Consider the following 25,626-nt stretch of genomic DNA (forward strand, 5'->3'; position numbering starts at 1 on the left):
TCGGGCGTCCCGTACGGCCGGACCGGGACGGGGTTGAGACGTGAGGGCGATCGTCGTGGGGGCGGGCATCGGTGGGCTGGCGGCGACACTCAGCCTGCGCCGGGCCGGCCACGAGGTGACACTGGTCGAGCGGACACCGCGGTTCGCCGAGGTCGGCGCGGGCATCCAGCTCGCGCCCAACGCCACCCGGGTGCTGCGCCGGCTGGGCGTACTGGACGCGGTCGCCGCATGGGCCGTACGCCCCGCGCGGGTGTGTTTCCGCACCTGGTCCGACGGGACCGACGTCTGCAGCCATCTGCTGGGCCGCGAGGTGGAGGAGGAGTTCGGTGCGCCCTACCTGCTTCTGCACCGGGCCGACCTGCACCAGGTGCTGGCCGCCGCGGTGCCGTCCGGATCCGTGCGCCTGGACACCACGGTGGTGGGCGTCGACCAGGACGACGGGGCCGCGTACGTGACCACGGCGAGCGGCGAGCGCCTGGGCGCGGACGTGGTCGTGGCCGCCGACGGGATACGGTCCGCGGCCCGCCAGTGGCTCTTCGGTGCGGACGAGGCCCTCTTCTCGCACACGGCCGCCTACCGGGCGCTGCTCCCGGCGGCCGCGGTGGCCGACCTGGACCTGCCGGAACTCGGCGTCTGGATGGGCCCGGGCCGGCACTTCGTGCACTACTGGGTGCGCCGGGGTGAACTCCTCAACACGGTGGCCGTGTTCACCGCGGAAGCGGCACAGGAGTCGTGGACCGCCCGGGCCGAACCGGGGGAGCAGCTGTGCGAGTTCGCGGGCTGGGACCCCCGGGTGCTCGGCGTCCTGGAACGCGCGGGCCAGGTGCTCCGCTACGGCATTCACACCCGTGCCCCGCTCGCCCGGTGGAACGTCGGGCGGGTGACTCTGCTGGGCGACAGCGCGCACGCGACGGTGCCGTTCCTGGCCCAGGGTGCGGCCCAGGCGATCATGGACGCGGCGGTGCTCGGCGAGGTCCTTACTGACGCGGCACCGGCCGACGTACCCGCGGCGCTCGACCGCTACGTGCACCGCCGCCTGGCCACGGCCACGAGCTCACAGGCGGGTGCCGCCCGGGCGGGCGAGGACTTCCACCTGCCGGACGGCCCGGCGGCCGAGGCCCGCGACGCCCGCATGGCGGCGTACGCGGCCGGCCACAGGTTCATGCCGCAGGCGGCCGGCTGGACGGCGGACGCCGGCGACGGACCCACGGCGCCGGTGTGAACGTTCGTGGGTGCGTCGGCGGCCTCGTGCCCCCGCTCAGCCGGAAGCGGAGTCCGCGGTCCGGGCCCGGACGAAGTCGAGCGAGCGGGTGAAGCAGTCCTCGGCCCCGGAGGGGGTGAGTCCGTGCCAGAGGTGGTCGGCTCCGGGGACCAGGTGCAGGTCCACGGACACCCCCGCCCCCCGCAGCGCCGCGGCCAGGCGGACGGCCTGGTCGCTGGGGACGACGCTGTCCTGCGTGCCGTGCAGCACGAGGAAGGGCGGCGCTGCGGAGGTGACGTGATGGACGGGACCGGCGTCCCGGGCGCGCTCGGGGAGGTCGGCGGGGGCGCCCCCGACCAGCATCGCCTCGAAGGTGCGCGGATCGGCGGGGTCCTCGGTGAGTGCCACCAGGTCGGTGGGGGCGTACCAGGTGACACAGCCGGTCACCGGTGGGACCTCGGGATCGCGGTCGGGCATGGTCAGTGCCAGCAGGGCGGCGAGGTGCCCGCCCGCGGACTCGCCCCAGACGACGGTTCGGGCGGTGTCCAGGCCGAGTTCACCGGACCGTGCGTGCAGCCAGGACAACGCGGCGGTGAGGTCGTCCACCTGAGTGGGGTGCACGGCCTCGCCGCTGAGCCGGTAGTCGGCGCAGGCGACGGCGAACCCCGCCTGCGCGAGACGGGCGAAGGGGCCGGGCCGCCAGGAGCGGAACGCGGGTCCCAGGTCGTCGCGCAGGCCCGTGCGCCAGGCGCCTCCGTGGACGAAGACGACGACCGGGAGCGGTCCGGCGGGCTCGGCGGGGAGCCACAGGTCCAGTTCGAGGGGCCGTCGGCCGTCGGGCACCAGGTAGGGGACGCCGCGCAGCAGACGTACACCCGCGGCGGGAAGCGCCGCGGGAGGCAGGGGCAGCCGGGTGGGGTCGGGCGGGGCGAGCAGCGCGGCGAGGGCGGGCGGCAGGGACATGGGTCCTCCGGGGTCCGGAGCCGGGAGGGGCGGCTCAGTGGGCGAGGCGGGGCAGCAGGCGGTGTGCGTTGGCGGTGGTCAGGGAGCGCCAGGTGGTACCCGCGAGTGCGGCGGGGACCGGGGCCGCGTCCACCGAGGCGGCATGGGCCCGCGCCGCGGCGGGCGGGGTCCAGCAGTAGTCGCTTCCGTACAGCAGCTGTTCGGGTCCGACCAGGCCCAGCAGCGCGGGGAGCTGGCGGGGGAAAGGGGTGCCGGCGAGGTCGTAGTGCAGGCGGCGCAGTTGCGCGAGGGCGTCGGGGGCACCCTCGTCGCCGGGCAGGAACAGCTTCATGAAACCGTCGATGCGGTCGGCGAGCACGGGCAGGGCGCCGCCGCAGTGCGGAACGACGACCTTCAGGTCCGGGTGGCGTTCGAGGGTTCCCGCGAACAGCAGGTCCGTGACGGTCCGCGCGGTGTCGAAGACGAACTCCACCATGGGGCGCGGCCGCCGGAGGGCGGACTGCTGCCAGCACACGGGCGAGGTGGGGTGGAGGAAGACCACGGCGCCGCGCCGGCCGAGCTCCGCGAAGACCGGCTCCAGCCGCGGGTCGCCGAGGTAGACGCCGTGGGTGTTGGTCTCCAGGACCACCCCGTCGGCCCCGAGACGGTCGAAGGCGTACGCGATCTCCATGAGGGCGCCCTCGACGTCGGGCAGGGGCAGCGAGGCCAACAGGCCGAACCTGTCCGGGTGTTCGCGCACCACCTGGGCGCTCTCCTCGTTGACCTCGCGTGCCAGGTCCCGGGCCGCCGCGTCGTCACCGAAGTGCACGCCGGGGGAGGAGAGCGACAGCAACGCGGTGCCGATACCGCAGCGGTCCATCAGGTCCAGGTGGGCGGCAGGCGACCAGCTGGGCCACGCGGGCATGCCGTCGGGCAGTTCGTGCCCGGCGGCCCTGGCCCGGCGGATGTAGGAGTCGGTGACGAAGTGCGCGTGCACGTCGACGAGTTGCGGAGCATCAGCGGCTGTCATGGGTGGGCTCCTGGGAGGGACGGGACCGGGAGGGAGAGGGGGCGGGAGGGGACGAGGGGGCGGGGGCGGGACCGTCGGCCGCGGGGGGTGCCGGACGGCGCCGGGCGAGCCGGTCGCGGACCGCGGTGACGGCGCGCTCACCCGCGACGATGCCCGCCAGCCCGGTCAGGCCGAGCAGGGGTGGCGCGGGAGAGGGGACGGACAGGGCCCAGTAGACGCCACCCATCAGGGCACCCGCGGCGAAGGCGAGTGCGGCGTGTCGCGTGAAACGGCCGGCGCGGGCCGCTCGCGGGGCGGTCACAGCGCCGCCAGGGCCGCCTGGCCGAGCAGCATGCCCAGCAGGCCGAACAGGGCGATCGGCGGTGGCGCGGGGGACCTGACCCGCAGCGCGGCATAGAGCGCCCCGACCAGCAGTCCGGCCGCGAGCGCCTTGAGGTACGGCACGGTGCTCAGCCCTCCGTGCGCCACTGGTGGTCGGGCAGGAAGCGCACGTCGTACCGCTGGGGGACACTGCCGAACTTGTGCGGCTCCGGCACGTACGGACGCTGCGGCAGACCGAGTTCCTCGGTGGGCGTGCCCAGGTTCTCGAAGAACCGCTCGAAGGTGCCGCCGGGACCGGCCGCCACCCCGACGATGCGGCTGTGGTGCCGCTCCACGCGGTAGGCGTGCGGACAGTTCTTCGGTACGAAGCCGAAGTCGCCCGCGGTCAGCAGCCTCTCGTACTGCTCGCCCGCCGTGTCCTCGACGAACAGGCGCACGGCGCCGTCGGTGACGTAGAAGACCTCGTAGGTGTCCGGGTGCGAGTGGGCCGGGATGGTGTCGCCCTTGGGGCCCTCGGCGGTGAAGAAGTTGAAGGTGTTCTCGGTCTGCTCGCCGCCCGCGTAGACGGTGAAGAGGTCGCCGAACAGGTGGGCGCGGTCGCCCATGCCCTTCTCGATGAAGTACGGCTTGCCCGGCTCCGACGGTATGCGGGAGGCGGAGCGGTGGCGGGTGACGAATTCGGCGGTCATGTTCTCTCCCGGTGGTGGCTCATGGAGGACACGGCGGTGCGTTGATGTCAGGCAGCCTGACATACGGATCGGCCGCCTGGCAATCCCCGGACCGGGGTCCGTGCGCAGCCTCTAAGCTCGGAATCCCTGCTCACCCGTCCCGAGGAACCGATGAACGCCGCCGGCACCCCCCTTCCGCAGTTGCTCCTCGACGCCCGCCGCTGGTTCGAGGAGGCGCTCGTGGCGACGCTGGTACGGGCGGGCATGGCACCCATCTCGCCGACCCAGGCCCAGCTGTTCGCCGCACTGGACGCGGCGGGCACCACGGTCTCCGAACTGGCCCGGCGCATGGGCGTCACCCGCCAGACCGCCCACCAGGCCGTGCACAGCCTCATCGGGATGGGTCTCCTCGAACAGGGCCCGGACCCGTCCTCCGCCCGCCGGCGACTGATCCGCCGGACCGCCGAGGGCGCGGCGGCGCACCTCGAAGTCGTCTCGGTCCTCGCGGCGCTGGAGGAGGAACTCGCGCGGCGGATCGGCCGCCGGGCCACCGACTCCCTGCGCGCCGCGCTGGAGGCACCGCGAGGGGAACCGCCGGTGCTCACGCTCACCCCTGCGGACGGGGCCGGCCCGGGACCGGCCGGCGCGGACCCGGACGGTGAGGGGTCCTAGGACCGGGTGCGGTGGGCGTGGACCGGGGGGCGGCGCGGGCGCGCGCCGGCCCGGCCGTGCGCGTACGACCGGTCGGACGGGTAGATCTGCTGTACCGGTGCATCCGCGACGCGGTCCCCGCACCACGGCAGAGGGGGCAAGGACCATGGACGACTACGTCACGGCACTCCGTCGGGCCGTCGGCACGAAGCCGCTCATTCTGCCGGGAGCCTCGGTGCTGGTCACCGACCCCGAGGGCGGGATCCTGCTGCTGGCCCGGGCCGACACCGGCGGCTGGGGCCTGCCCGGCGGGATCATGGAGCCCGGTGAGTCCTTCGAGGAGACGGGCCGGCGTGAGGTGCTGGAGGAGACCGGACTGACCGTCGGCCGGCTGGAGCTGCTCGGCGTGTACTCCGGAGCGTCCTGCTACTACCGCTACCCCAACGGCGACGAGATCTACAACGTCACCGCCGCCTACCTGGTCGCGTTCCCGGAAGGTGCCGTGCTGTCGCTGGACACCGCGGAGAACACGCGGTGGCGGTTCTTCGCGCCGGACGAGCTCCCGCCGACCCTGATCAGTCCGGAACGGCCGATCCTGACCGACTACGTGCGCCTGCTGGAGGAGCGGCGCGCGGGGTGAGCCCGGTCCGTCACGCCGTGGCCGGGCGGTGGTCCGCCGCCGTCCGGGCCGCGGGGTGCACCGGTGAGATCGCCCTGGAGCCCGCCGGGGCCGGCGGGATGCCGCAGACGGCCGGCCGACCAGGACGAACCCGTCGGCAGTGCCAGGGCCCACCGGCTGCTCGGCCGGCGCCCCCGCCACGTCTCGTTCGCCGACGCGCCCGGGCTGTACCGCCGCGCGTGGAAGGCCGCGCGGCGGACCGCCTGAGTTGGCCGGCCGCCCGGCCGGTCATCCGGAGCGCAGGTTCTCCAGCGTCGACCGGGTGTCGCTCTTGACCCAGCGGGAGACCTCGCCGATCGCCGGCGGAGTGGTCGTCTCGTACGAGGTCGTGTAGACGCTCCAGCTCATCTGGTACGTCATCCAGCCGTCGCGCACCGCGAGGATGACCGCGCGGCTGCCGCCGGTCGACGAGCCGGACGTGGTGTCCTCGGTCACCAGGTAGGCCTCGTCGCCGTACCCGGACACCTCCTCCACCTCGTAGTCCTCGTACCGCTGGTGGTACTCGGACCACAGGGCCGTGAACTCGGCGGAGGGGTCGGTCTCCTTGTGCAGGTCCATCTGCACGGAGAGATACGCGTCGGAGTACGAGGAACTGGACGTTTTCTTCAGGGAGATGCTGCAGTAGCTCTGGTCGAGGGCCTTGTGCTTCAGCGCGTTGTGCGTGGGGGCGTCGTCCTCCTCGGTGTACTCGGTCCTCAGGGCGGTGTAGTCCACCGAGGAGCAGAGGTTGGTCCTGGCCCGGTACCCGGCCAGTTCGGGGTCGTCGCCGAGCGGGTCGAGGAAGAGGAGGATCCCGCCCGCCCACAGCGCGGAGGCGACCACCGCTCCCACCGCCGCCCACAGCACCGCGCGCCCCGCACCGGTCCTGCCGCCGGACTGCGGGGGGAGGCCCGGCGGCGGCCCGTACGCGTAGTGCTGGGCCGGCGGCTGGGCGGGAGGCGGCCCGTAGGGGTTCGCGGGCTGCGGACCCGGCTGCGCACCCGGCTGCGGGGCCGCGTACGGGGAGTCCGGCGCGTTCTCGGGTCTCGGTGGTGAGGACGGCTGGTGGTGCGCCTGGGACTGGCTCGCGGGCTCCGGCGTCGGCGCGGACCGGGGCGTCGGCTGAGCGGCGGAACCGGGCGGAGTGGTGGATCCGGACGGGGCCGGGGCCTGCGGTTCGGGTTGCGGCTCGGGCTGTGCCGGGAGGTCTTCGGGCCGTTCCTGCATCATGTGCTCCTTGGGCAGCGGGGTTCGGAACCGGATGGGGGGATCGGCGAACCGCGGCACGTGAACGGAGCAACAGGGCGATCCCGGACGGTAGTTGGGTAGAAGACTTTCCCGCATCGACCGTTGAACACTCGCATGCCGCACCGACAACGCCCTAGCGCTGTCGGTGCGCGTCGGTGCCGGGCGCCGCGGCGACGTCGTAGTGCCAGAACGGCCGGACCAGCAGCGCTCCGGCGAGGACGACGACGATGCAGAGCAGCGCACTGCCGGTCCACGCGAGGCCGAGACCGGTGGCGGAGGCCATCGCCCCGGCGCGCAGATCACCGAGACGGGGACCGCCCGCGACGACGACGGTGAAGACGCCCTGCAGACGGCCGCGCAGGGCGTCGGGCGCGTAGGTCTGCAGGACGGTCTCGCGGTAGACCGCGCTGACCAGGTCCGCCGCACCGGCGGCGGCCAGCAGCAGCACGGCGGCCGGGAGACTGCGGACGGTGCCCGCGAGCGCGATGGCCGCCGCCCACGCGACGACCGCGAGGGCCAGCGCCCGGCCCTGACGGCGTACGCGGCCGATCCATCCGCTGAACAGTCCGGCGGCGACGGACCCGATGGCGATGGCCGAGTACAGCAGGCCCGTTCCTCCGCCGAAGCGCGCATGTGCGGCCTCCGGGAACAGCGCGGTGGGCATGGCCAGGGTCATCGCCGCGATGTCGACCGCGAAGGACATCCAGAGCACGGGAGCGGCCGCGATGAAGCGCAGCCCGTCCAGGACCGGGCGCAGGCCGCCGGTTCCGGCTCCCGCGCCGGCCGGTCTGATCGACGGCAGGCGCAGGGCCGAGTACAGCAGGAGGGAGAACAGCAGGGCGTCGGCGCCGTAGGCCCAGCAGTAGCCGTTCGGCAGGGAGATCAGGGCGCCGGCCACCAGGGGACCGGCGACCTGCCCGGCGTTGCCGGCGGTGAAGTACAGCGTGTTCGCGGCGGGCACCAGGTGGGTGGGAACGACGCGGGGAATGATCGCGCCGCGGGCGGCGGACGACATGGCGAACGCACCGGCCTGGACGGCCACGAGGACCAGGACGAGCGGGACCGAACGCAGCTCGGCGACCGCCTGGAGCAGCAGCGCCAGCGTGATCGCCCAGGTGACGGACGCCGACGCCAGGTAGAGCACGCGCCGGTCGCACCGGTCGGCGACGGCGCCCCCGTACAGGCCGAGGACCACGAGCGGTACGAGGCCGGCCAGTCCCGTCAGCCCCACCGACAGGGAGGAGTGCGACAGCTCGTACACCTGCACCGGGATGGTGACCGCCGTGACCATGGTCCCCACGTACGCCGCGCTCTGCCCGATCAGCAGGCGCCGGAAGACGGGGTGTGCCAGGGGGCGGGTGTCGAGTGCGACGCCGCGCAGACCGGAGGCCGTCCGGGACTCCGGCGGAGGAGACGGGAGAGGCGAGGGAAGGGAGGGAAGGGAGGGAGGGGAGGCGGAGGGGTGATCGGGTGGCTGGCCGTGCGGCGTCGTGGACATGGCCATCACGCTGGCAGGACCGCACGGTGTGCCGCTTCCGTTATTCTGCCGTCATATGTCGCAGAACAGCCAGACGGGGAAGGACCAGACGGGGAACGGCCGGGCGGAGCGCGATCGGCCGGAGAAGGTGTCCGCGGAGCCCAGGGACACCACCCACGCCCATCTCGCAGGTGAGGTCATCGGACGTCACCGGCACGGGTATCACCAGCTTCTCTACGTCAGCGCCGGCGTGCTGGCGGTGCAGACGGGCGAGGCGTCCTGGGTGGCGTCCAGCGCCCGCGCCATGTGGATCCCGGCGGAGACCTGGCACGAGCACCGGGTGCACGGGCACAGCTCCGTGCACACCCTCGGGTTCGCCGCCCACGACACCCTGCTCAGGTCCCGGACGCCGGCCGTCATGGCCGTGGACGCCCTGGTGCGTGAGCTGATCATCGCGTGCAGCGAACCCTCCCTCCCCGGACCGGAGGCACGTCGCCTGCGGGCCGTCCTGCGGGACCGGCTGCGCCGCGCGCTCGTCGAACCGCTGACGCTGCCCACTCCCGCCAGTCCTTTGCTGCGGCAGGCGTGCGCGCTGGTGACCGGCGATCTGCAACGGCCGCGCGCCGCCGCCTGGCTGGCCCGGCGCATCGGGGTGAGCGAGCGCACCCTGACCCGTCTGTTCAGGACCGAGTTCGGCATGACCTACCCGCAGTGGCGGACCAACGTCCGGGTCTTCCACGCCATGGTGCTGCTGGCGGAAGGAGCGAACGTCAGTGAGACGGGGCGGCGGTGCGGGTGGGCGACGACCAGCGCCTTCATCGACACGTTCAGCCGCACGATGGGACAGACACCGGGGACCTACCGCGTCGGCTCCGGCGCGTAGTCCGCGCGTACCGGTAAGCGCCGGTACTCACCGGCGCTCGCCGGAACCCATCGGTCTCGTGGAGGAGGCCGCCGGCCGTCACCCGCTCACATACGCGTTGAGCGGCGACACGTTCTCGTAAAGCTCGGTGAGCAGGGCGCGGGCGGCGTCGGGGGCGCCGTGCTTCCCGGTCCCGTACGGGTCGAAGTCGCGCGAACCGGGGATGCCCGGCGGCGTCAGGTGGTGCGTGGCCACCCCGTCCTCGCCGCTGTGGTCGAAGACCGGCACGACGTACGAGCTGTCGAGCGCGGCGGCGGCCCGCGCCTCCCGCCCGAACAGGGCGAGCAGCCGCTCCCGCCCGGCGCCGGTGGCCTCCGCCGACAGCTCAACGGCTTGACGGCGACCGTGCGTTGGAGCCGAGCGTCCCTGGCCCGCCAGATCCCTCCATGCCGCCCGCGCCGATCCGTTCCGTGAGGGTGTACCGGCCGTCCGGAACCGTGTCGCGCATCCCCGGCCCCGCTCGTTCGAGCCCCGGCGCTGTCAACGTACCTACGCGGTACCTGCGCGCCGTCGAGGTGGACGGGGTCCGCGGGCCCCGTCCGGGCAGATTCCGACCTGACACGTGTCGTATGCGTCATGGCCAAAACTGTTCGCCGCTCCGCGCAGCGGCGACGCGACCCCGGACGCACCGTCGTCGTCCCGGCGGGGAAACGGACGCCGGATTTCGACGGAACGGCCGAAAACAATCGGATTTCAGGAGGTACCCGTGGCGGATCGCGGGATCAGGGGGCAGGCTCGTCACACGATGGTCTGGTGTTCAACTTCGGCCAGGACTGGACTGTTTGAGCCATCGAAAGATCATTAACCTGTTCCTCGACGACACGCGTCTATCAAGAGGAGTTCCGTGTCCACTGCCCAGCAGGTGCCCGACATCCTCTCGCCCGAGTTCGCTGCGGATCCCTACCCCGCATACGCGGCGATGCGAGAGAAAAACCCCCTGATCTGGCACGAGGCGACCCAGAGTTACATCATTTCCCGTTACGACGACGTCGAACGCGTCTTCAAGGACAAGAAGTCCGAGTTCACGACGGACAACTACGACTGGCAGCTCGAGCCGGTCCACGGCAAGACGATCCTCCAGCTCAGCGGCCGGGAGCACGCGGTGCGGCGCGCCCTCGTCGCCCCCGCGTTCCGCGGCAGCGACCTGCAGGAGAAGTTCCTGCCGGTCATCGAGCGCAACTCGCTCGCGCTCATCGACTCCTTCCGGCGCACCGGCTCCGCCGACATAGTCAGCGACTACGCGACCCGGTTCCCGGTCAACGTCATCGCGGACATGCTGGGCCTGGACAAGGCCGACCACGCCCGTTTCCACGGCTGGTACACGGCCGTCATCGCCTTCCTGGGCAACCTCTCCGGCGATGCCGAGGTGACCGCCGCGGGCGAGCGCACCCGCCGGGAGTTCGCCGAGTACATGATCCCGATCATCCGTGACCGGCGCGACAACCTGGGCGACGACCTGCTGTCGACGCTCTGCGCCGCCGAGGTCGACGGTGTCCGGATGAGCGACGAGGACATCAAGGCGTTCTGCAGCCTGCTGCTCGCCGCCGGCGGGGAGACCACGGACAAGGCGATCGCCAGCATCCTCGCCAATCTGCTCCTGCACCCGGAGCAGTTGGCGGCCGTCCGCGAGGACCGGAGCCTGATCCCCGCCGCCTTCGCCGAGACGCTGCGCTACACCCCGCCGGTCCACATGATCATGCGGCAGTCGGCCACCGACGTCGAGGTCTCCGGCGGCACCATCCCGAAGGGCGCGACGGTGACATGCCTCATCGGGGCCGCCAACCGGGACGAGCGCCGCTACGCCGACCCCGACCGCTTCGACATATTCCGGACCGACCTCACCACGAAGTCCGCGTTCTCCGCTGCCGCGGACCACCTCGCCTTCGCGCTGGGACGGCACTTCTGCGTGGGTGCGCTGCTCGCGAAGGCGGAGGTCGAGATCGGCCTCGGCCAACTGCTCGACGCCATGCCCGACCTGCGCCTCGCCGACGGCTACGACCCTGTCGAGCAGGGCGTGTTCACGCGCGGCCCGCAGTCCCTGCCGGTGCGTTTCACCCCGGCCGCCGACTGAGCGCACGACCGGCGCCGCCCCCGACGCCCCGTGCGGGCCGGGAAGCGATCTTGCCGGCCCGCACGGGACGTGGACAGGGGGCTGCCGGCGTCGCCGACAACCCCCTGGGACACAACCGGCCGGCAGTCCCTCAGTGCGCCGCCGGGGTGAACTGCACCGGCAGGGACGCGAGTCCCCGCATCCAGATGGACGGACGCCAGGTCAGCTCCTCCGGATCGACGGCCAGTACCAGGTCGGGCAGCCGCTCCAGGAGTGTCTCCACCGCCGTGCGCGCCATCACGTCGGCGAGCAGCGGAGCCGGATACGGGCAGCGGTGCTCACCGTTGCTGAACGACAGGTGCGAGGAGTTCTCGGCGCCTACGTGCGACTCGGGCCAGATCTGCGGGTCCGTGTTGGCCGCCGCCAGGCCGAGGACGAGGCAGTCACCCTCACGGATGAGCCGTCCGCCGAGCTGGGTGTCGCGCACCGCCCAGCGGCCGATGAAGTTCTGCGTCGGCGTGTCCAGCCACAGCACCTCGTTGAGCGCGTCGCCGACACTGACCCGGCCGCCGGAGACGTTGACCGCGAAACGCTCGTCGGTCAGCAGCAGCCGCAGGGTGTTGCAGATCCAGTTGGCGGTCGGCTGCTGGGCCGCCGCGATGACGGAGATCAGGTCCTGCACGATCTCCTCGTCACTGAGCCCCGCCGGGTCCTGCAGCATCCGGGAGGTGACGTCGGGTCCCGGACGGTCCCGCTTCTCCTTCACCAGCTGCATGATGCGCCCGCCGACGCGCATGTACGCCGCCACCGGGTCGTCGCCCTCACCGGCGTCGAGCGAGATCCGCAGGTCGTCGACGAGCTGCTCGGTGTCCGCACTGCCCTGCGGCATACCGCACATCCACAGCACCGCACGGGCCGGCAGGGCGTGCGCGTACGAGTTCATCAGCTCGGCCTGACCGCTGCCGGCGAACGAGTTGATCAGCTGCTCGGCGATCGACTGGCACTCGCGGGCCAGCTCGAACTGGTCGACCCCCTCCAGCGCCTGCGTGATGACGCCGGCCCGGCGCTGGTGCTCCGCGCCCTCGGTGAACAGCACCGACGGCTGGTAGCCGACGAACGGCAGCAGGGGCCAGTCCTCCGGGATGTTCGGCCACTGGTTCCAGCGCCGGGAGTCCCGTGCGAACAGCTCGTCGTGGCTGGTCACATAGCTGACCTCGGGATAGCCGAGGACGAGCCAGGCGGGGATGCCGCCGTCGAGCACGACCGGCGCCACCGCCCCGTGCTCCCGGCGCATGGTGCGGTACAGCTGCGACGGCGTCTGCTGGTACTCCAGACCGCCCAGCTGTACGGCGGAGCCGTGCGCGGGGCAGCCCGGTGGAGGCGTGCCCGCGGACGGGGAGCCGGTGGAATCGCTCACGATGTCCCCTCCTGGGCCAGCGCCATTGCGTAGAGGTGGTCCACGAGCGTGATCAGGACCTCTTTGCCCGAGGACCGCACCCGGGCGTCGCAGTCGACCATCGGCACGTGCTCGCCGAGAGCGAGCGCCTGACGTATCTCGTCGAGCGAGTGCGGGCGCTCGTCGTCGTCGAAGCGGTTGACCGCCACCACGAACGGCGTCTTGTGGTGCTCGAGCCGGTCGATCGCGTACCAGGAGTCCTCCATGCGACGCGTGTCGACGAGGACGATGGCGCCCAGGGTGCCGGAGAACAGCCGGTCCCACAGGAACCAGAAGCGTTCCTGGCCCGGTGCGCCGAACAGGTAGAGCACCATCCGCTGGTTGAGACTGATGCGCCCGAAGTCGAACGCGACGGTCGTCGTGGTCTTCCGTTCGACCCCCGCCGTCTCGTCGACGCCCTGTCCGGCCTGCGTCATCACCTCTTCGGTGTTGAGCGGCCGGATCTCGCTGACCGAGCGGACCAGGGTGGTCTTGCCGACGCCGAAGCCGCCCACGACGACGATTTTCAGGCCGGTCTCGGCGGCGTCGCCCAGCGGGGTGCGCTGGGCGGGCAGCTCAGAGGTTGCGGAGCCCATGGAGGACCTCCTGGAGCAGGGCGGTTTCAGGGAGGGACGCGACGGACTCGGCCGCGCGGGGGTGACGGGCGCTCACCTTGCCCATGGCATGGAGGTCGCCGAGGAGGATCCGTACGACGGTGATGGGCAGCTTGAGCTCGGCCGAGATCTCGACCAGCGCCGTCGGGTGCCGGCACATCTCGAGGATCCGGGTGTGCTCGGACTGCATCCCGGCGGCGGGCTCGCACTCACTGACGATCAGCGTGACCAGGTCGAACGCGTCGTCGGCTTCGCTGCGTCCCCCCGTGACCGTGTAGAGCCGGTCGGGGTCGCCGATGTCCACGGGTTTGCGGCTCACGCCGAGGCACCCCTGGCCGCGGGCGTGCGGGGCTCGGCCCGCAGATGCTCGCCGATCTGCTCCACCAGCTCGGTCATCTGGTGGCCGACGACACCGGGGTCGGCGGCCTCCTCGGCGACGACCGCGAGGTGCGCGCCCTGGCCGGCCTCCACGATGAACAGGAGGCCTCCGTGGAACTCGGTCATGGAGTGCCGGACGCCGCCGGTTCCGTCACCGAACTCCACGGACGCGCCCTGCGCGAGGGCCTGGATGCCGGAGCAGATCGCCGCCAGCTGGTCGGCCTGGTCGAGCGTCAGGTGGTCCGTCCAGCACAGCTTCAGCCCGTCCCGTGACAGGACGAGTGCGTGGCGGGTGCCCGGCGTGCGCTCCAAGAGGTTCATCAAGAGCCAGGTGAGGCTGTTGTCAGTGGTCTCCATGACGGGCGGGACGGGTCACGACCAGCAGGTGGTCACCCGGCCCGTTCCTCCAATCCAACGGGGTACGGCGAAACAGTGCGGGGGTGGGCGCAGGCGCCCTGAGCTGTGCGGAGGGGCCGGTTCCTAGTGGTCCACCCCGGACCCGGTCCCGTATCCGGCCTCGTCGTCGGGAGCGGCGGGGCCGGGGGTCCCGCCGGCCTGGCGGCCGCGGTGGAAGGCACCGAACCGGCTTCCGGCGTCCCGGGCCGGACCGGCTCCGTCCACGAGCGGCGTGCGGGGCGGCTCGGAGGCCTTCCGGTCGGCCCGGCCCTGTTCCGCCTCGGCCATGGTGCGGCCGGGGGCCCGGACCGGCAGCCCGCCCGAAGTGGCCGGACCACGCCTGCGGGGGATGTCGGCGATGGGTGCCTCCTGCGGGGGCGCGATCGTCTCGGGCCGCAGCGGAAGTGTCTCCTCGACCGTGGGAGCCGGAGCCGGAGCCGGAGCCGGAGCCGGAGCCGGAGCTGCGGCCGCGGCCGGTACGGCGCGCTGCGGACGCTCGGCGGCGACCGGCTCGCGCTGCTGCGCCACGACCTGCGGCGGCAGCAGTACGACGACGCCGGTGCCGCCGCGCGAGGAGGGACGGTAGTTGACGCTGATGCCGTGCTTGGCGGCCAGTCGCCCCACCACGCTCAGCCCGAGCCGGGTGCCCTGCAGCGAGGCGAGGTCGGTGACCTTGCCCGACACGGCCTCCTCCGCCCGGCGCATGGACGCGTCGGACATCTTCAGGCCGCTGTCCTCGATGGTGACGACGAGTCCCGCGCTGCGCTCCTCCACGTACACGTGGACCTCGTCGATCGGCGGCGAGAAGTTGGCGGCGTTGTCCATGAGCTCGGCCAGCAGGTGCATGACGCCCTCGGCCGCGAAGCCGGCGATGGAGGCCTTGCTGGAGTTGTGCAGACGTACGCGCCGGTAGGCGGCGATCCGGCCGACGGAGCCGCGCAGGATGCTCTCCATGACGATCGGCTTGTTCCAGACGCGGCTGGAACGGCCGCCCATCAGCAGGGCGAGCCGGTCGGTCATGAGGCCCAGCTGGGAGGTGCTGTGGTCCAGGCGCAGCAGATCGCCGAAGATCTCCCCGGCGTGACGATCCTGCATGTCCCTCAGGTCGGCGAGCATGCCGACCGTCTTGGCCTGGACCCGGCTGAGCGCCTTGGCGGAGGCGGCCTGGGCGGCCGCGGAACGACGCTCGGCGTACGCGAGTTCACGGATGAACGATTCCGCGGGGGCGCGCAGCAGCGGGACGCTCGGCCAGTCGAGCTTGGCGAGGACCGTGTCGGCGGAGCTGCCCTCGCGCAGCAGGGTCACCGCGGCCGGCAGGGTCTCGTTGGTCAGGCGTTCGAGCTCCGCCGTGCCCCGGTCCAGCTCGCGCCGCATCATGTCGAGGTCCGCCTGCGCGTCGGCGGTCCGCCGGGCGGACGCGGCGACCTCGGTGGTGAAGACGTGCAGCATCCGGCGCAGATACGGGTCGGAGGGGGTGGGCAGCCCGGCGAGGACCTTCTCGGCGTCGGCGCCCTTGCTGAGCTGCTTGGCTATGGCCGGCAGGGTCACGTTGACCAGCTGGTCCGTCTCGGCGCCGTGCTGGGCCCAGTTGTTCTTGGTCATCTCCAGTTCGCCGGTACGCGACAGGGTCTGGCGGTGGGCCAGGCGCAACCGGGCGGAGGTGAAGGCGACGACGGCCGCGTTGCAGCACCAGGCGGCGATCGCCGTGCCCGCCACCCACGGACGGGCTCCGTCGGGAGCGAGGCCGACGGCCGTTCCGGCCCCCGCGGCCGTGACGACCAGGAGCGCGGGGAACGCAGCTGGGGAGGAACCCGTCTTCTGCGCGGATCGGCGCTGGCGGGGGCGAGCAGGCACTGACATTCCGCGGTCCCTCGGTCCGTGTGAGCAGGGGGTACGTCCACGACTGAAACATCGCCGAGAACCTGGAAGACGGGAGGCCGTCTTCCCGATCAAGCACGCCGCTCATGCTAGTCACCCCATCAGGCGCACGGGCCCCACCGAAGGGCTCATCCCCCGGCCGACTTCACTTCGTCGAGAAATGACTTCCACGCCGCCACTGTGTGGTAGGTGAACTGAGTTGAAGTCGGCTGATCCACGGCGTACCGCGGTCGGCGCTTTCATGCGCTTTGCCGTCCTCGCCGTGTTCGAGACTTCGTCACCTCGGACCCGGAGGGTTCATTTTCAGCCAAGTAACTTCAACCCTGGCTGACGATGCGACAGGTGCGGCGGTGGGCCCGACGTCATTTTCGCAGAAACGGTGATGACTTGGTTCGTCCGCTGTGAGGACGCCCCGTCGGCTCAGACGAACCTCCACAGGTGGTCGTCGGTGCCGTTGTCGTCGAACTGCACGACATGGGCGCTGTTCTGCGTGGACATCCCGTCCACTCCCAGGACCTTCCCGCTGTGCTTGTTGCGCATGAGGAACCAGCCGTCCTCCTTCTCGACGAACTGCCACAGGTGGTCGTCGGTGCCGTTGTCCTCGTACTGCACGACGTGCGCGCTGTTCTGCGTGGACATCCCGTCGACCCCCAGGACCTTCCCGCTGTGGCCGTTGCGGATCAGGGACCATCCCTCGCCCCGGTCCAGGACCTGCCAGGCGTGGTCCCCCGTGCCCGAGTTGTCGAACTGGACGGCATGGGCGCCGTTCTGCGCGGACATGCCGTCCACGGCCAGCACCTTGCCGCTGTGCTTGTTCCGGATCCGCCGGTACGGCCGCTCGGGTTCCCAGGGCGTGCCGGCGGGGGAGGCCGTCGGGAAGGACGCGATCCGCAGCCGGGCCGCGCCCATGGGGACGAGCGTGACCCGCTCCACCGCGCCCGTGGACCGGGCCGGACTCTGCTGCAGCGGTGCGACGACATGCTCGTCGTCGGCGATCCACTCCGGCACGCGCCGCGCCTCCGCCGTGATCGAGACGGGCGTCGCCGCGTGGGTGAACGGGTTGGCGGCGACCGGCCCCGCGGCCCGGTGCACCTCCAGGGCGCCGCCGGGCACGAGCCCGTAGTTCCACGGACTCGTGGCGTGCACCTCGTACTCGGGGAAGGTGGCGTCGCCGGCGTACCGGACGTACCTCTCGCCGATGCGCAGCGCGTAGCTGAGCGGCCCGTGGCTGACACCCACCGAGTCCCGGTTCCCGGGCCAGGTGCGTACGGCCGTGCGCTGGGGCAGGCGCAACGAGACGCGGTCGCCGTCGGCCCACACCCGTTCCACGCGTACGAACGCCGGGCCGCCCTGCGCCGCCACGCTCCGCCCGTTGACCTGGAGCCGGGGGGCCGCGCACCATCCGGGTATCCGCAGCAGCAGCGGGAAGCGGACGGGGTGCGGCGTGGCGACGACGAAGTCGACCGTCTCGCCGAACGGGTAGTCGGTGTCCTCGGTGACGGTGACCGTGGTGTCCCCGGCCACCTGGGTGGTGACCCGGCAGGCCGCGTACATCGCCGCGACGAGTCCGCCGTCCGGTGTGCCGAGCCACAGTTCCTCGGCGAAGTAGGGCCATCCCATGCCGTAGTTGTGCGGGCAGCAGCGGTACTGGTCGATGCCCGGCTGGAAGGACTGCATGGCGAAGCCGTTCTGGAACTGCCCCTGTGTCTTCGGGGTGTCGTCCAGATCCACGCTGTTGGCGCTGGTCACGTAGTGCACGGCCCTGCCCTCGGGGTCGAGGGCGGCGGGCAGCATGTTGAAGGCCAGTTCCTCGCACCGGTCGGCCCACAGCGCATCCCCGGTGACGCGGGTGAGCAGCTCGTGGCTGGCCATGAACTCGACGACACCGCAGGTCTCGAAGCCCTGCCGCGGGTCACCGAAACCGGGCCGGACGTTCTCGTCGCCCGCGAAGCCGCCACCGGCGAACTGGCCGTGTGCGGCGAGCAGTTCGGAGTACGTGCGGTAGCTGGCGCGGGTGTGCTCCGCCGAGCCGGAGCGCTGGGCGTACTGGGCCGGCTCGCGGAAGCCCTGCGCGATGTTGACGTTGTGCGCGTTCGGCAGGGCGCCGGTCCAGTCGGCTCCCCACGCGTGCATCTTGTCGACCAGTTCGAGGAGGAAGGGCTCCGGTGACCGCCGGTACAGCCACAGGGCGACGTCCATGCAGTCGCCCCACCGCTGCGACACCCAGCTGGTGTCGAAGGCGCCCTTGCCCTGCGTGTTCATGTACCGCAGGAAGCGGGTGAGGAAGGGGACGACGCGGGTGTCGCCGGTGAACTCCTCGAAACTGCGCAGCGCCTGCAGGAGGGGGAGGAAGGGCCAGAAGTCGGGGCCGCCGTTCAGCGCGGTGCGCAGTGCGCGCGGCCCGAAGAAGCCGTCGGCCTGCTGGGTGGCGAGGACCGCGTCGATCCAGCGCCGCGCCCGGTCGAGCGCGGCGGTGTCGCGGGTGACGGCGGCCAGCGGGACGTAACCGCGCAGCCAGTACGGCAGTTCCTCCCAGGCGTTGTTCTCGGGATGCACCCATCCGCTGGTGGCGAAGTCCAGGAAGTGGGACTTCTCCGTGAGGCGGCCGCACAGGCCGTCCAGCTGGAGACGCAGCTGACCGGCCAGCCAGCCGCGCGGGACGATGCTGCCGGGCTTCAGCCGGCGGAAGGCGTCGTCCGCCACCTGGGGCGCGGCGGTCCGCGGCGCGGCGGCGGCCGGTCGTACGTTCATCAGGGAGGTGCCGGCACCGGCGCCCGCACCGAGTGCGAGGCCGCTGGTGCGCAGCAGATTGCGTCTGTTGATCGGCATGTCACTGCTTCCTGTCGTGGGGAGGAAGTGGCCACCGGCGACCGCCGTGGAGGAAAGTCCGACGTCGGCCGTGGCGCGGCGGAACAGAGGCTGTACAACGTTGGAAAGGCGGCTTGCGGCATCACAGCACGGCCTGCGGGACCTGTCCAGGGAAACGACTCAACGAGTTGACAAGGACATGCCTGTTGTCCCTGCGGTGTCCGGGTCCGGCGCCGTATGGTGGGGCCGCCCGCTCCGACGCGTGGACCTGCGGTCCCGGCGGCGCCGGGACCTGTGCCACCGGCCATCGGCCACCGACATCCCGGGAGAACCCATGGGTACCCAGTTCGAGGCCACGGTCGACATCGACCGCCCCGTCGACGAGGTCTTCGCCTTCCTCGCGGACGGCACGAACGATCCGAAGTTCAGTCCGCGGGTGCAGCGCATCGACAAGAAGCCGGAGGGGCCGACAGCCGTCGGCACGGTCTTCCGCAGCACCGTGAAGGACGCGGGCATGACGACACGGCGGGAGTTCGAGATCACCGAGCTCGTCGCCCCGAGCCGGATCCGCTGGACGGAGCGGTCGCGGAACCTGGTCACCGCGGCCGACGGCGGTTACGACCTGGAGCCGGCGCCGGGCGGCGGAACCCGCGTCCGCATCCACAACCGGCTGGAGGGCCACGGCATCGGCAAACTGCTGCTGCCCCTGGCGGGCGGCGCGGCGCGCAAGGACGCTCCCGCGTTCGGACAGCGGATCAAGGCGGCCGTCGAGGCGTCGTGAGGTGAGGCGTCGTGAGATGAGCGCGCCCCTCATCATGGAACGGGCGTGACGAACACGATGAGCGGGACCTGCGCGGTCTTCGGAACCGGTGGAACGCACGGAACCGGCGGAACGCACGGAATCCAGGGTGGAGGTGTGACGGTGGCGTCCGGCACGGAGGTGCGTGTCCTCGCGGTGCGCAACGCGGCGCGCAGCGGGGCCGGTCGGCTGCCGTCCTGGCTCGCCGACGAGGGAATCACGCTGGTGGAGGTCGAAGGGGCGAAGGCGCCCGACCGCGCCGACGGATTCGGGGCGGTCGTCCTGCTGGGCGGCGGGTTCCTGCCGGACGACGACGCCCGCGCCCCCTGGCTGCCGGCCCAACGGGCGCTCGCCCTGCGGGCCGTGGCGGACGGTGTGCCGCTGCTGGGCATCTGTCTGGGCGCCCAGCTGCTCGCACTGGCGGCCGGCGGTACGGTCCGGGGCTGCCACGGTGAACCCGAGCGGGGCAGTTGCACGGTCGTCCTGCGGGCCGAGGCCGCCACCGACCCCCTGTTCCGGGAACTGCCCCACCGTTTCCCCGTCATCCAGAACCACCGGGACCAGATCACCGCGCTGCCACCCGGCGCCGTCCACCTGGCGGCGAGCGACGCGTGCCCCGTCCAGGCGTTCCGGGTGGGCGCATGCGCCTGGGGCGTCCAGTTCCATCCCGAAGCGGGCGCCGACCGGCTGGTCCGCTGGGACGAGGCGGCGCTCGCCGACGAGGGGATCGACCTGGCCGGGCTGCGGGCCCGCGCCCTGGCCGCCGAGCCCGCATCGGCCGGCGCCGCCCGGCGCCTCGTGGCCGCCTTCGCCGCGGTGGTCCGGGAGCACGCCGCCTCCGGTACGGTTCCGGCAATCCGGCCGTGACGGTCCGGCGCGACGTCAGGGAAGTGAGTGATACCGGTGGAGTCGGCGAAACCGGTGGAGGCGGGCAGGGGCGCCCGGCCGTGCCCGAGAACCCGTGGAAGGCCGCCCACCCCGCTCGCCGGGGTCGCCCGATGAGCACTCGTACCTTCCGTGTCACCGTCCGTGGCGTCTTTCACGGGCTCGGTGCCGGGCAGCGGGCGGCGCTGCCGGCCGACGCCGCGGCGCACGACGTACTGCGCGCGGCCTTCACGCCCGAGGGGCACCTCAGCTACGACATCGCCGCACGGTCCGCCTTCACCTTCCGTTTCCTGGACACGGGCGAAGAGGAGGAGGACATCCTCGAAGCGGCCGGGCGTGCCGAGGCGGCGGCGAGGCTCTGGCTGACGGAACGCGGATACGGCTACCGGAACCTCAGGTCCACCGCGGAGGACCTCTCGCAGGCTCCGCCGGGCAAGCGGCAGCGGCGCGAGGCGGCCCGCAGGCACGTCTGACGGGAGTGCCGGCCGGCCCGGGTACGCACGGACCGGTTCAGCAGGTCTGCCTGCCGAGCGTGCGTGCGAGTTCCGTCGTGGCGTGCGTGATCTCGGTGTCGTCCTCCGACATCAGCACGTCGAGCGCGTCCTGATGGGCATGGACCGCCTCCCGCGCGGCGCGCTCCCACACGGCCGGGTTCTCCCGGTGGTTGAGCAGCTTCGGATAGGCGCCCGCGATGCTCTCCCACTGCCGGGTGTCGGCGATGTTCTTGAGCAGGTGCAGGATCTGGGGCCGGCAGGTCACCTGGGGCGCCTGGGCGAGCTCCCAGAGGAAGGGAACCGTGGCCGCGGTCGCCTGCTCCACGACGAAGCCGTACTGGCAGATGCGTTCCCGCAGGTCCTTGAGCGCGGCCGCCGCGGTCTGCGCGTTGCCCCAGGCGACACTGCTGAGGAGCAGGGGGATGGCCGTCGCGGAGCCCGTGGAGTCCCGCATCTCGCTCCAGGAGATGCGGCCCATACCGGTGAGCGGCGTGCTCGCCGCCATCTTCGTCCCGGGCTGCTGAAACCCCCGCTGCCCGGTCCTCGACTGGTCCGGCGGAACGCTATGCATGGTGTGAGGCCTTTCCGGCAGGTCGTGTGGATGTGAGGGCGGGCCCGTCCTGGCCGTCCGGGCGGTCGTCCCCTCCGGTGGGGCCGGTCCGCCTTCCGTTCGTCGTGCGCGGGCCCTATCTCCGGTACGGCGGCCCGGTGGGGCGCCAGGAGCGTGCACGTCGGTGACCTGGTGGATCTGCCTCGGCCACCTGTCCGCGACGCGGCTGTCCGCCGCGACGGGACCCCTGAACGCGCAGGTGGCGACACGTCATCTCCCTGATGCGGGGTCAGGACGTGATGCCCTGGCCGGGGTTGTCGGCGCTGCAGTTATTATCCACACTGGGACCGTCCTCATGCAATTGCACGGGAAATTGCGTGAAGTTTGGCCGAAGAAGGCGGGGTGGCCGAGGCGTCGCGAGGATGCGCCGTCGAACCCCCGGCCCGGTACGTGACAAGTGCGCGAGCAGCAAGGAGATTTCAGTGCCGCAGGTGGAGAACGGGATACGGGCGAGTGCGCTGGACGCCAGCTGGATCAAGAGCCGGCACAGCACCGCCGAGGGGAACTGTGTGGAGGTCGCCCGGATCGACGGGGGCATAGCCGTGCGCAACTCCCGTGACCCCGAAGGGCCCGCGCTCGTCTACACGTCCGCGGAGCTCGCGGCGTTCCTCGCGGGCGCCAAGGACGGAGAGTTCGACCACCTGCTCTGAGGGCGGGGGCATGGATGTCGCGCCCAACTCCCCGGTAACTCAACGGGGATGCGAGGTCGTACCGTCCAGTGCGATACTGTTTACGTCCTTGTGCCGCATCGCGGGGGAGTCGAAGATGGTCGCCGAGTCACCCCGCGTCGCACGACTCGAATCCTATCTGGACCGTCCCGAGCCGGCGCCGACTCTGCTGAAGATGCTGGTCGGCGTCCAGCTCGCGGGATTCCGTGAGGACGCCGGACTCGCGCAGGACCAGGCCGCGCGCTCGCTGGGATTCAGCGGCGCCAAGCTCTCGCGCATCGAGTCGGGCAAGGGGCGCAAGCCTCCGAGCGAGGCCGACGTACGCGCCCTGCTCCAGTTGTACGGCACCGACGCCTATGAGGGCTCGGTGCTGCTCAAGCTGCTGCACCGGGCCAATGAGCCGGGCTGGTGGCAGCGTTACGACAAGCGGCTCATGCCCGAGTGGTTCGAGAGGCTGGTGGGCCTCCAGGAGGCGGCCGCCGCCATCCGGACCTTCGAGATCCAGTACGTGCCCGGTCTGCTGCAGACGGCCGCCTACACCCGGGCCGTGGTGGAGCGGGGCCTGCCGAACGCGCCGGCCGCCGAGGTGCACCGCCGGGTCGAACTGCGTATGCGCCGGGCCCAGTTGCTGGACCGTGCGGACGCGCCGCAACTGTGGGCGGTCGTCGACGAGTCCGTCCTGCTGCGCGTGCTGGGCAGCCGGGAGGCCATGCGCGAGCAGCTCACCCACCTGATCGACATGGCGCAGCGGCCCCATGTGGTCCTGCAGGTCGTGCCCCTCGACGTGACGAACGCCTCGGCGCCCGCCATCCCCATCACGTACCTGCGTTTCGGCGGCCTGGACCTGCCCGACGTCGTCTACCTCGAGCACATCAGAAGTGCCCATTTCCTCGAGGACCGCGACGAGACCGAGGAGTACCGGCTCACGCTCGACCGGCTGGCCGACGAGGCCCTCGAACCGCGCGACACCCTCGACCTGCTGCGGAGCACGATGGAGCAGCGCTACCCGGCCGAGTAGCGCCACTCACGTTCCAGGGTGGGGGCGGGGGGGGGGGAGTGAAGGGTGAAGCGGGGCGAAGGCCCTAGGGGAGCCGGCCCAGACCGCCGAACTCGATCCACTCCTGCGAGAGCTGCCGGGTCTGCACCTCGCTGTCGGGCCGCCAGGTGGAGACCTCCACGAGCCCCGGCTCGATGATCTCCATTCCCTCGAACAGCGCCGCGACGTCCTTCTCCTGCCGTACGCGTCCCCAGTGGCCCCGTGTCGCCTGGTCCATGAAGTTGGTGACGAACTCGCGGACCTCGGCGTCCTCGCTGACCAGCTGACAGATCACCATGAAGCTGCCAGGCGCGAGCCGTTCGGCCACGCGCCGGACGACGGCCTGCGGACCGTCGGTCTCGCTGTCGGGAATGCAGTGGAAGACCGAATTGAACAGGACGGCGACCGGCTCGGAGAAGTCGATCAGCCGCCGCGTGTCGGGATGGGAGAATATCTCCTCGGTGCTCCGCAGGTCCGCGTGGATGACCGCGGTGCGGTCGTTCTGGTCCAGCAGTGCCCGGCCGTGCACGAGCACCATCGGATCGTTGTCGGCGTAGATCACCCGGCTGTCGGGCTCGATGGACTGGGCGACCTGGTGCACGTTGTCCTGTGTGGGGAGACCGGATCCGTGGTCCAGGAACTGCCGGATCCCGTACTCCGTCGCCAGTGTCCTGACGACCCGCTGCAGGAAACGCCTGTTGTTGAGCGCCAGCCGGCGGGTGCTCGGTACGACCTTGTCGAGTTCTTCGCAGGCCGCGCGGTCCGCCGCGTAGTTGTCCTTGCCGCCCAGGTAGTGGTCGTACATGCGCGCTGCTGTCGGCACGGTGGCGTCGATGTTCTTGGACAGCGGCCTGTCGGTGTTCATGGTTCCCCCAGTTCGAAAGGCGCCAACTGCAGGCTTAACAGGGACTACATCTTAGGGAGTTGACGTTTGCGGCTGCCAGTCCGCGGCGAAACCAGCCTTTCGGATGAACGACCGACTGTTCCTGCCGAGCCGTTCAGCGGGTGGTCGTCGCGGCCTGCCGCCCACCACCGCGCTGCACGGCCTCGTGCGGCAAAGGGACCGGCATGCCGTTCGCCGGCGAACTCATCGGCCGCCACACCGCGCAGAGCCTCACGCGCGCCATCCGGGCCACCGGCTTCCGGCGCGTCACGGAGCGGCCCGGGCGTCCTGCGGGTTCAGGACGAAACCGTCTGGAGGCTGCGCTCCGGCGCCGGTACGTGGACCTTCCCCATGACGAATCCGCTGCGCACGCGGGCCGGCATGCGGTTCAGCGGGATCCGCAGGTCCTGTGCCGGCACGTCGTACTCCAGGCGCGCCAGCCGTGGGCCGAGGGCCGACAGCAGTGCGACCGTCACGTCCTCACCGGGGCAGCGGTGACCGGCCGCCGGGTCGCCGCCGCCCTGCGGGACGAGTTCGTCGCGCCGCGGCGGCCGGCCGAGGAAGCGGCGGGGGTCGAAGGTGTACGGCTCGTCCCAGAGCCCGGGGTCGTGGTTCTGCCCGAACAGGTCGAGCAGGACCAGGGAGCCGGCCGGGACCAGCTCGCCCCGCCACCGCAGGTCGGCGACGGCGAGCCCGCCGACGAAGGGCGCGAAGGGGTAGAAGCGCCGCAGCTCGTGGGCGAACGCCACGGCGTATGCGGGGTCGTCCTCGCGCAGCCGTTCCCGGACCTCCGGGCGGTGGTGCAGGGCGTGACCCGCGTACGCGACGAACCAGCACACCGCGACGGTCGGACGGATGACGTTGAGGATTTCGACGGCGGCCGTGTGCGGGTCGAGGAACTCGCCGTCGGCGTCCCGGTGCCGCACGATCGCGTCCAGCGCCGAACCGGCCGGCGCGGTGGCGATCCCCGCGCGGACGTCCTCGACCAGCTGTCCCAGCCACGCCTCGCAGCGGCCCCGCGCACGACGGGCACGCCAGTGGCGCGGCCCGGCCGTGGCGAACCCGTCGACCATGGCGACCAGGTCCCCGGCCACCTCGTCGGCGTCGAGGAGGGGGATTCCCACCCACCGGCAGACGCCGCGGGTCAGGACCCGGCTCGCCTCGTCGAAGAGGACGACCGCCGGCCGGCCCGGCCAGGAGGCCACGGTCTCGTCCCACGCCGCGGTGACGCGCTCCACCAGGCCGGCCACGGCCTTCGGCCCGGTGAGCAGGGACAGGAACATCTCCTTGCGTACGCGATGGCCCCGCCCGTCCAGGGTGTGCACGGCTCCGTGGCCGAACAGCGTGCTCAGCACCGGTTCCGGCAGCGCGGCCCGGCGCTCCACATGCCGTTCGTCGTAGAAGAACCGCACGGCGTCCGGACCCCGCAGGGCCACGGCGTGCCGTCCCATCAGCCGGGCGCGCACGACCGGGCCGTCGGTGCGGCTCCACCGGTCGGGCAGCCAGGTGTACCCCTTGGTGAGGAGAGCGGGAGAACTGTCGAGGAGCGGAGGGCGCGCGCTGTCGGTCATGCG

Annotated in this window: 28 protein-coding genes; 11 read left to right on the forward strand and 17 right to left on the reverse strand. The window is 72.0% G+C overall.

Going from position 1 to position 25,626, the window contains the following annotated elements; genetic code table 11:
* Nucleotides 1-40 precede the first annotated feature (40 nt).
* Nucleotides 41-1,222, forward strand: coding sequence for an FAD-dependent monooxygenase (locus tag QFZ75_RS37575; RefSeq protein ID WP_307543903.1), 1,182 nt, complete (start codon nucleotides 41-43; stop codon nucleotides 1,220-1,222).
* A gap of 36 nt (nucleotides 1,223-1,258) precedes the next feature.
* On the opposite strand, the gene QFZ75_RS37580 is transcribed toward QFZ75_RS37575, so the two are convergent.
* From QFZ75_RS37580 to QFZ75_RS37600, 5 genes are read right to left on the reverse strand one after another with little or no spacing between them, the layout of a single operon-like run.
* Nucleotides 1,259-2,164, reverse strand: a complete 906-nt coding sequence (locus QFZ75_RS37580) for an alpha/beta hydrolase (RefSeq protein ID WP_307543904.1) — start codon at nucleotides 2,162-2,164, stop codon at nucleotides 1,259-1,261.
* A 34-nt stretch (nucleotides 2,165-2,198) separates the two neighbouring features.
* Complete coding sequence (locus QFZ75_RS37585) at nucleotides 2,199-3,173, reverse strand: amidohydrolase family protein (RefSeq protein WP_307543905.1); 975 nt, start codon at nucleotides 3,171-3,173, stop codon at nucleotides 2,199-2,201.
* Nucleotides 3,160-3,474, reverse strand: a complete 315-nt coding sequence (locus QFZ75_RS37590; protein ID WP_307543906.1) for a XapX domain-containing protein — start codon at nucleotides 3,472-3,474, stop codon at nucleotides 3,160-3,162. Before QFZ75_RS37590 ends, QFZ75_RS37585 begins: the two co-directional genes overlap by 14 nt.
* A complete protein-coding gene (locus tag QFZ75_RS37595) occupies nucleotides 3,471-3,617 on the reverse strand; it encodes a DUF1427 family protein (protein ID WP_307543907.1) in 147 nt (48 codons plus the stop codon). The genes QFZ75_RS37590 and QFZ75_RS37595 overlap by 4 nt, the downstream gene beginning before the upstream one ends.
* A 5-nt stretch (nucleotides 3,618-3,622) precedes the next feature.
* Nucleotides 3,623-4,183 (reverse strand): quercetin 2,3-dioxygenase, encoded by a 561-nt coding sequence (locus QFZ75_RS37600; RefSeq protein WP_307543908.1) that lies wholly within the window; start codon nucleotides 4,181-4,183, stop codon nucleotides 3,623-3,625.
* Between the two features lie 150 nt (nucleotides 4,184-4,333).
* Here QFZ75_RS37600 and QFZ75_RS37605 point away from each other — a divergent pair, with 150 nt between their 5' ends.
* The 3 genes from QFZ75_RS37605 to QFZ75_RS37615 all read left to right on the forward strand — a co-directional run bounded on the left by QFZ75_RS37605 (nucleotide 4,334) and on the right by QFZ75_RS37615 (nucleotide 5,699).
* On the forward strand, nucleotides 4,334-4,834 hold the full coding sequence (locus tag QFZ75_RS37605; protein WP_307543909.1) for a MarR family winged helix-turn-helix transcriptional regulator: 501 nt from the start codon (nucleotides 4,334-4,336) through the stop codon (nucleotides 4,832-4,834).
* Nucleotides 4,835-4,979: 145 nt separating this feature from the next.
* Nucleotides 4,980-5,453 (forward strand): NUDIX hydrolase, encoded by a 474-nt coding sequence (locus QFZ75_RS37610; protein ID WP_307543910.1) that lies wholly within the window; start codon nucleotides 4,980-4,982, stop codon nucleotides 5,451-5,453.
* A 63-nt stretch (nucleotides 5,454-5,516) separates the two neighbouring features.
* Nucleotides 5,517-5,699, forward strand: coding sequence for a hypothetical protein (locus QFZ75_RS37615; protein ID WP_307543911.1), 183 nt, complete (start codon nucleotides 5,517-5,519; stop codon nucleotides 5,697-5,699).
* A 21-nt stretch (nucleotides 5,700-5,720) separates the two neighbouring features.
* On the opposite strand, the gene QFZ75_RS37620 is transcribed toward QFZ75_RS37615, so the two are convergent.
* On the reverse strand, nucleotides 5,721-6,701 hold the full coding sequence (locus QFZ75_RS37620) for a hypothetical protein (protein ID WP_307543912.1): 981 nt from the start codon (nucleotides 6,699-6,701) through the stop codon (nucleotides 5,721-5,723).
* 151 nt (nucleotides 6,702-6,852) lie between these two features.
* Nucleotides 6,853-8,217, reverse strand: a complete 1,365-nt coding sequence (locus tag QFZ75_RS37625) for an MFS transporter (protein WP_307543913.1) — start codon at nucleotides 8,215-8,217, stop codon at nucleotides 6,853-6,855.
* Nucleotides 8,218-8,272: 55 nt separating this feature from the next.
* Here QFZ75_RS37625 and QFZ75_RS37630 point away from each other — a divergent pair, with 55 nt between their 5' ends.
* Complete coding sequence (locus tag QFZ75_RS37630; protein ID WP_307543914.1) at nucleotides 8,273-9,079, forward strand: helix-turn-helix domain-containing protein; 807 nt, start codon at nucleotides 8,273-8,275, stop codon at nucleotides 9,077-9,079.
* A 78-nt stretch (nucleotides 9,080-9,157) separates the two neighbouring features.
* On the opposite strand, the gene QFZ75_RS37635 is transcribed toward QFZ75_RS37630, so the two are convergent.
* Nucleotides 9,158-9,346, reverse strand: a complete 189-nt coding sequence (locus QFZ75_RS37635; RefSeq protein WP_307543915.1) for a hypothetical protein — start codon at nucleotides 9,344-9,346, stop codon at nucleotides 9,158-9,160.
* 616 nt (nucleotides 9,347-9,962) lie between these two features.
* On the opposite strand from QFZ75_RS37635, the gene QFZ75_RS37640 reads away from it, so the two are divergent.
* Nucleotides 9,963-11,189 (forward strand): cytochrome P450, encoded by a 1,227-nt coding sequence (locus tag QFZ75_RS37640; protein WP_307543916.1) that lies wholly within the window; start codon nucleotides 9,963-9,965, stop codon nucleotides 11,187-11,189.
* 130 nt (nucleotides 11,190-11,319) lie between these two features.
* On the opposite strand, the gene QFZ75_RS37645 is transcribed toward QFZ75_RS37640, so the two are convergent.
* The 6 genes from QFZ75_RS37645 to QFZ75_RS37670 all read right to left on the reverse strand — a co-directional run bounded on the left by QFZ75_RS37645 (nucleotide 11,320) and on the right by QFZ75_RS37670 (nucleotide 18,698).
* A complete protein-coding gene (locus QFZ75_RS37645) occupies nucleotides 11,320-12,585 on the reverse strand; it encodes a cytochrome P450 (protein WP_307543917.1) in 1,266 nt (421 codons plus the stop codon).
* On the reverse strand, nucleotides 12,582-13,199 hold the full coding sequence (locus QFZ75_RS37650) for an ATP/GTP-binding protein (protein WP_307543918.1): 618 nt from the start codon (nucleotides 13,197-13,199) through the stop codon (nucleotides 12,582-12,584). The genes QFZ75_RS37645 and QFZ75_RS37650 overlap by 4 nt, the downstream gene beginning before the upstream one ends.
* Nucleotides 13,180-13,536 carry a DUF742 domain-containing protein gene (locus QFZ75_RS37655; RefSeq protein WP_307543919.1) on the reverse strand — a complete coding sequence of 119 codons (357 nt, stop codon included), beginning with the start codon at nucleotides 13,534-13,536 and terminating at the stop codon, nucleotides 13,180-13,182. The genes QFZ75_RS37650 and QFZ75_RS37655 overlap by 20 nt, the downstream gene beginning before the upstream one ends.
* Entirely contained in the window at nucleotides 13,533-13,952 is a 420-nt protein-coding gene (locus QFZ75_RS37660; RefSeq protein WP_307543920.1) for a roadblock/LC7 domain-containing protein, read from the reverse strand. The genes QFZ75_RS37655 and QFZ75_RS37660 overlap by 4 nt, the downstream gene beginning before the upstream one ends.
* Before the next feature lie 123 nt (nucleotides 13,953-14,075).
* Complete coding sequence (locus QFZ75_RS37665) at nucleotides 14,076-15,851, reverse strand: ATP-binding protein (protein WP_307543921.1); 1,776 nt, start codon at nucleotides 15,849-15,851, stop codon at nucleotides 14,076-14,078.
* 438 nt (nucleotides 15,852-16,289) lie between these two features.
* On the reverse strand, nucleotides 16,290-18,698 hold the full coding sequence (locus QFZ75_RS37670; protein ID WP_307543922.1) for an RICIN domain-containing protein: 2,409 nt from the start codon (nucleotides 18,696-18,698) through the stop codon (nucleotides 16,290-16,292).
* 313 nt (nucleotides 18,699-19,011) lie between these two features.
* Here QFZ75_RS37670 and QFZ75_RS37675 point away from each other — a divergent pair, with 313 nt between their 5' ends.
* From QFZ75_RS37675 to QFZ75_RS37685, 3 genes are all read left to right on the forward strand, one after another.
* The gene (locus tag QFZ75_RS37675; RefSeq protein ID WP_307543923.1) at nucleotides 19,012-19,458 is read left to right on the forward strand and encodes an SRPBCC family protein; all 447 of its coding nucleotides are present in this window, start codon (nucleotides 19,012-19,014) and stop codon (nucleotides 19,456-19,458) included.
* Between the two features lie 135 nt (nucleotides 19,459-19,593).
* Nucleotides 19,594-20,343, forward strand: coding sequence for a type 1 glutamine amidotransferase (locus QFZ75_RS37680; protein ID WP_307543924.1), 750 nt, complete (start codon nucleotides 19,594-19,596; stop codon nucleotides 20,341-20,343).
* 131 nt (nucleotides 20,344-20,474) lie between these two features.
* On the forward strand, nucleotides 20,475-20,834 hold the full coding sequence (locus QFZ75_RS37685) for a DUF6204 family protein (protein WP_307543925.1): 360 nt from the start codon (nucleotides 20,475-20,477) through the stop codon (nucleotides 20,832-20,834).
* Nucleotides 20,835-20,871: 37 nt separating this feature from the next.
* Here the strand turns inward: QFZ75_RS37685 and QFZ75_RS37690 are convergent, their stop codons facing one another.
* Nucleotides 20,872-21,426 carry a hypothetical protein gene (locus QFZ75_RS37690; RefSeq protein WP_307543926.1) on the reverse strand — a complete coding sequence of 185 codons (555 nt, stop codon included), beginning with the start codon at nucleotides 21,424-21,426 and terminating at the stop codon, nucleotides 20,872-20,874.
* 461 nt (nucleotides 21,427-21,887) lie between these two features.
* On the opposite strand from QFZ75_RS37690, the gene QFZ75_RS37695 reads away from it, so the two are divergent.
* Nucleotides 21,888-22,115, forward strand: coding sequence for a DUF397 domain-containing protein (locus tag QFZ75_RS37695; protein WP_307543927.1), 228 nt, complete (start codon nucleotides 21,888-21,890; stop codon nucleotides 22,113-22,115).
* Nucleotides 22,116-22,230: 115 nt separating this feature from the next.
* A complete protein-coding gene (locus tag QFZ75_RS37700; RefSeq protein WP_307545064.1) occupies nucleotides 22,231-23,151 on the forward strand; it encodes a helix-turn-helix transcriptional regulator in 921 nt (306 codons plus the stop codon).
* A 64-nt stretch (nucleotides 23,152-23,215) separates the two neighbouring features.
* On the opposite strand, the gene QFZ75_RS37705 is transcribed toward QFZ75_RS37700, so the two are convergent.
* Both QFZ75_RS37705 and QFZ75_RS37710 read right to left on the reverse strand, forming a co-directional pair.
* On the reverse strand, nucleotides 23,216-24,034 hold the full coding sequence (locus tag QFZ75_RS37705; protein WP_307543928.1) for an SAM-dependent methyltransferase: 819 nt from the start codon (nucleotides 24,032-24,034) through the stop codon (nucleotides 23,216-23,218).
* A 314-nt stretch (nucleotides 24,035-24,348) separates the two neighbouring features.
* Nucleotides 24,349-25,623 carry a cytochrome P450 gene (locus QFZ75_RS37710; protein WP_307543929.1) on the reverse strand — a complete coding sequence of 425 codons (1,275 nt, stop codon included), beginning with the start codon at nucleotides 25,621-25,623 and terminating at the stop codon, nucleotides 24,349-24,351.
* Between the last annotated feature and the right edge of the window lie 3 nt (nucleotides 25,624-25,626).

The sequence above is a fragment of the Streptomyces sp. V3I8 genome (assembly GCF_030817535.1).
GTDB lineage: Bacteria > Actinomycetota > Actinomycetes > Streptomycetales > Streptomycetaceae > Streptomyces.

Excerpts from the sequence above, each read along its gene's own strand:
- QFZ75_RS37705 (WP_307543928.1), bottom strand. The coding sequence starts at position 24,034 with ATGAACACCGACAGGCCGCTGTCCAAGAACATCGACGCCACCGTGCCG.
- QFZ75_RS37650 (WP_307543918.1), bottom strand. The coding sequence starts at position 13,199 with ATGGGCTCCGCAACCTCTGAGCTGCCCGCCCAGCGCACCCCGCTGGGC.
- QFZ75_RS37580 (WP_307543904.1), bottom strand. The coding sequence starts at position 2,164 with ATGTCCCTGCCGCCCGCCCTCGCCGCGCTGCTCGCCCCGCCCGACCCC.
- QFZ75_RS37625 (WP_307543913.1), bottom strand. The coding sequence starts at position 8,217 with ATGTCCACGACGCCGCACGGCCAGCCACCCGATCACCCCTCCGCCTCC.
- QFZ75_RS37675 (WP_307543923.1), top strand. The coding sequence starts at position 19,012 with ATGGGTACCCAGTTCGAGGCCACGGTCGACATCGACCGCCCCGTCGAC.
- QFZ75_RS37700 (WP_307545064.1), top strand. The coding sequence starts at position 22,231 with ATGGTCGCCGAGTCACCCCGCGTCGCACGACTCGAATCCTATCTGGAC.
- QFZ75_RS37585 (WP_307543905.1), bottom strand. The coding sequence starts at position 3,173 with ATGACAGCCGCTGATGCTCCGCAACTCGTCGACGTGCACGCGCACTTC.
- QFZ75_RS37600 (WP_307543908.1), bottom strand. The coding sequence starts at position 4,183 with ATGACCGCCGAATTCGTCACCCGCCACCGCTCCGCCTCCCGCATACCG.
- QFZ75_RS37660 (WP_307543920.1), bottom strand. The coding sequence starts at position 13,952 with ATGGAGACCACTGACAACAGCCTCACCTGGCTCTTGATGAACCTCTTG.
- QFZ75_RS37665 (WP_307543921.1), bottom strand. The coding sequence starts at position 15,851 with ATGTCAGTGCCTGCTCGCCCCCGCCAGCGCCGATCCGCGCAGAAGACG.
- QFZ75_RS37690 (WP_307543926.1), bottom strand. The coding sequence starts at position 21,426 with ATGCATAGCGTTCCGCCGGACCAGTCGAGGACCGGGCAGCGGGGGTTT.
- QFZ75_RS37630 (WP_307543914.1), top strand. The coding sequence starts at position 8,273 with ATGTCGCAGAACAGCCAGACGGGGAAGGACCAGACGGGGAACGGCCGG.
- QFZ75_RS37670 (WP_307543922.1), bottom strand. The coding sequence starts at position 18,698 with ATGCCGATCAACAGACGCAATCTGCTGCGCACCAGCGGCCTCGCACTC.
- QFZ75_RS37605 (WP_307543909.1), top strand. The coding sequence starts at position 4,334 with ATGAACGCCGCCGGCACCCCCCTTCCGCAGTTGCTCCTCGACGCCCGC.
- QFZ75_RS37710 (WP_307543929.1), bottom strand. The coding sequence starts at position 25,623 with ATGACCGACAGCGCGCGCCCTCCGCTCCTCGACAGTTCTCCCGCTCTC.
- QFZ75_RS37685 (WP_307543925.1), top strand. The coding sequence starts at position 20,475 with ATGAGCACTCGTACCTTCCGTGTCACCGTCCGTGGCGTCTTTCACGGG.
- QFZ75_RS37620 (WP_307543912.1), bottom strand. The coding sequence starts at position 6,701 with ATGATGCAGGAACGGCCCGAAGACCTCCCGGCACAGCCCGAGCCGCAA.
- QFZ75_RS37610 (WP_307543910.1), top strand. The coding sequence starts at position 4,980 with ATGGACGACTACGTCACGGCACTCCGTCGGGCCGTCGGCACGAAGCCG.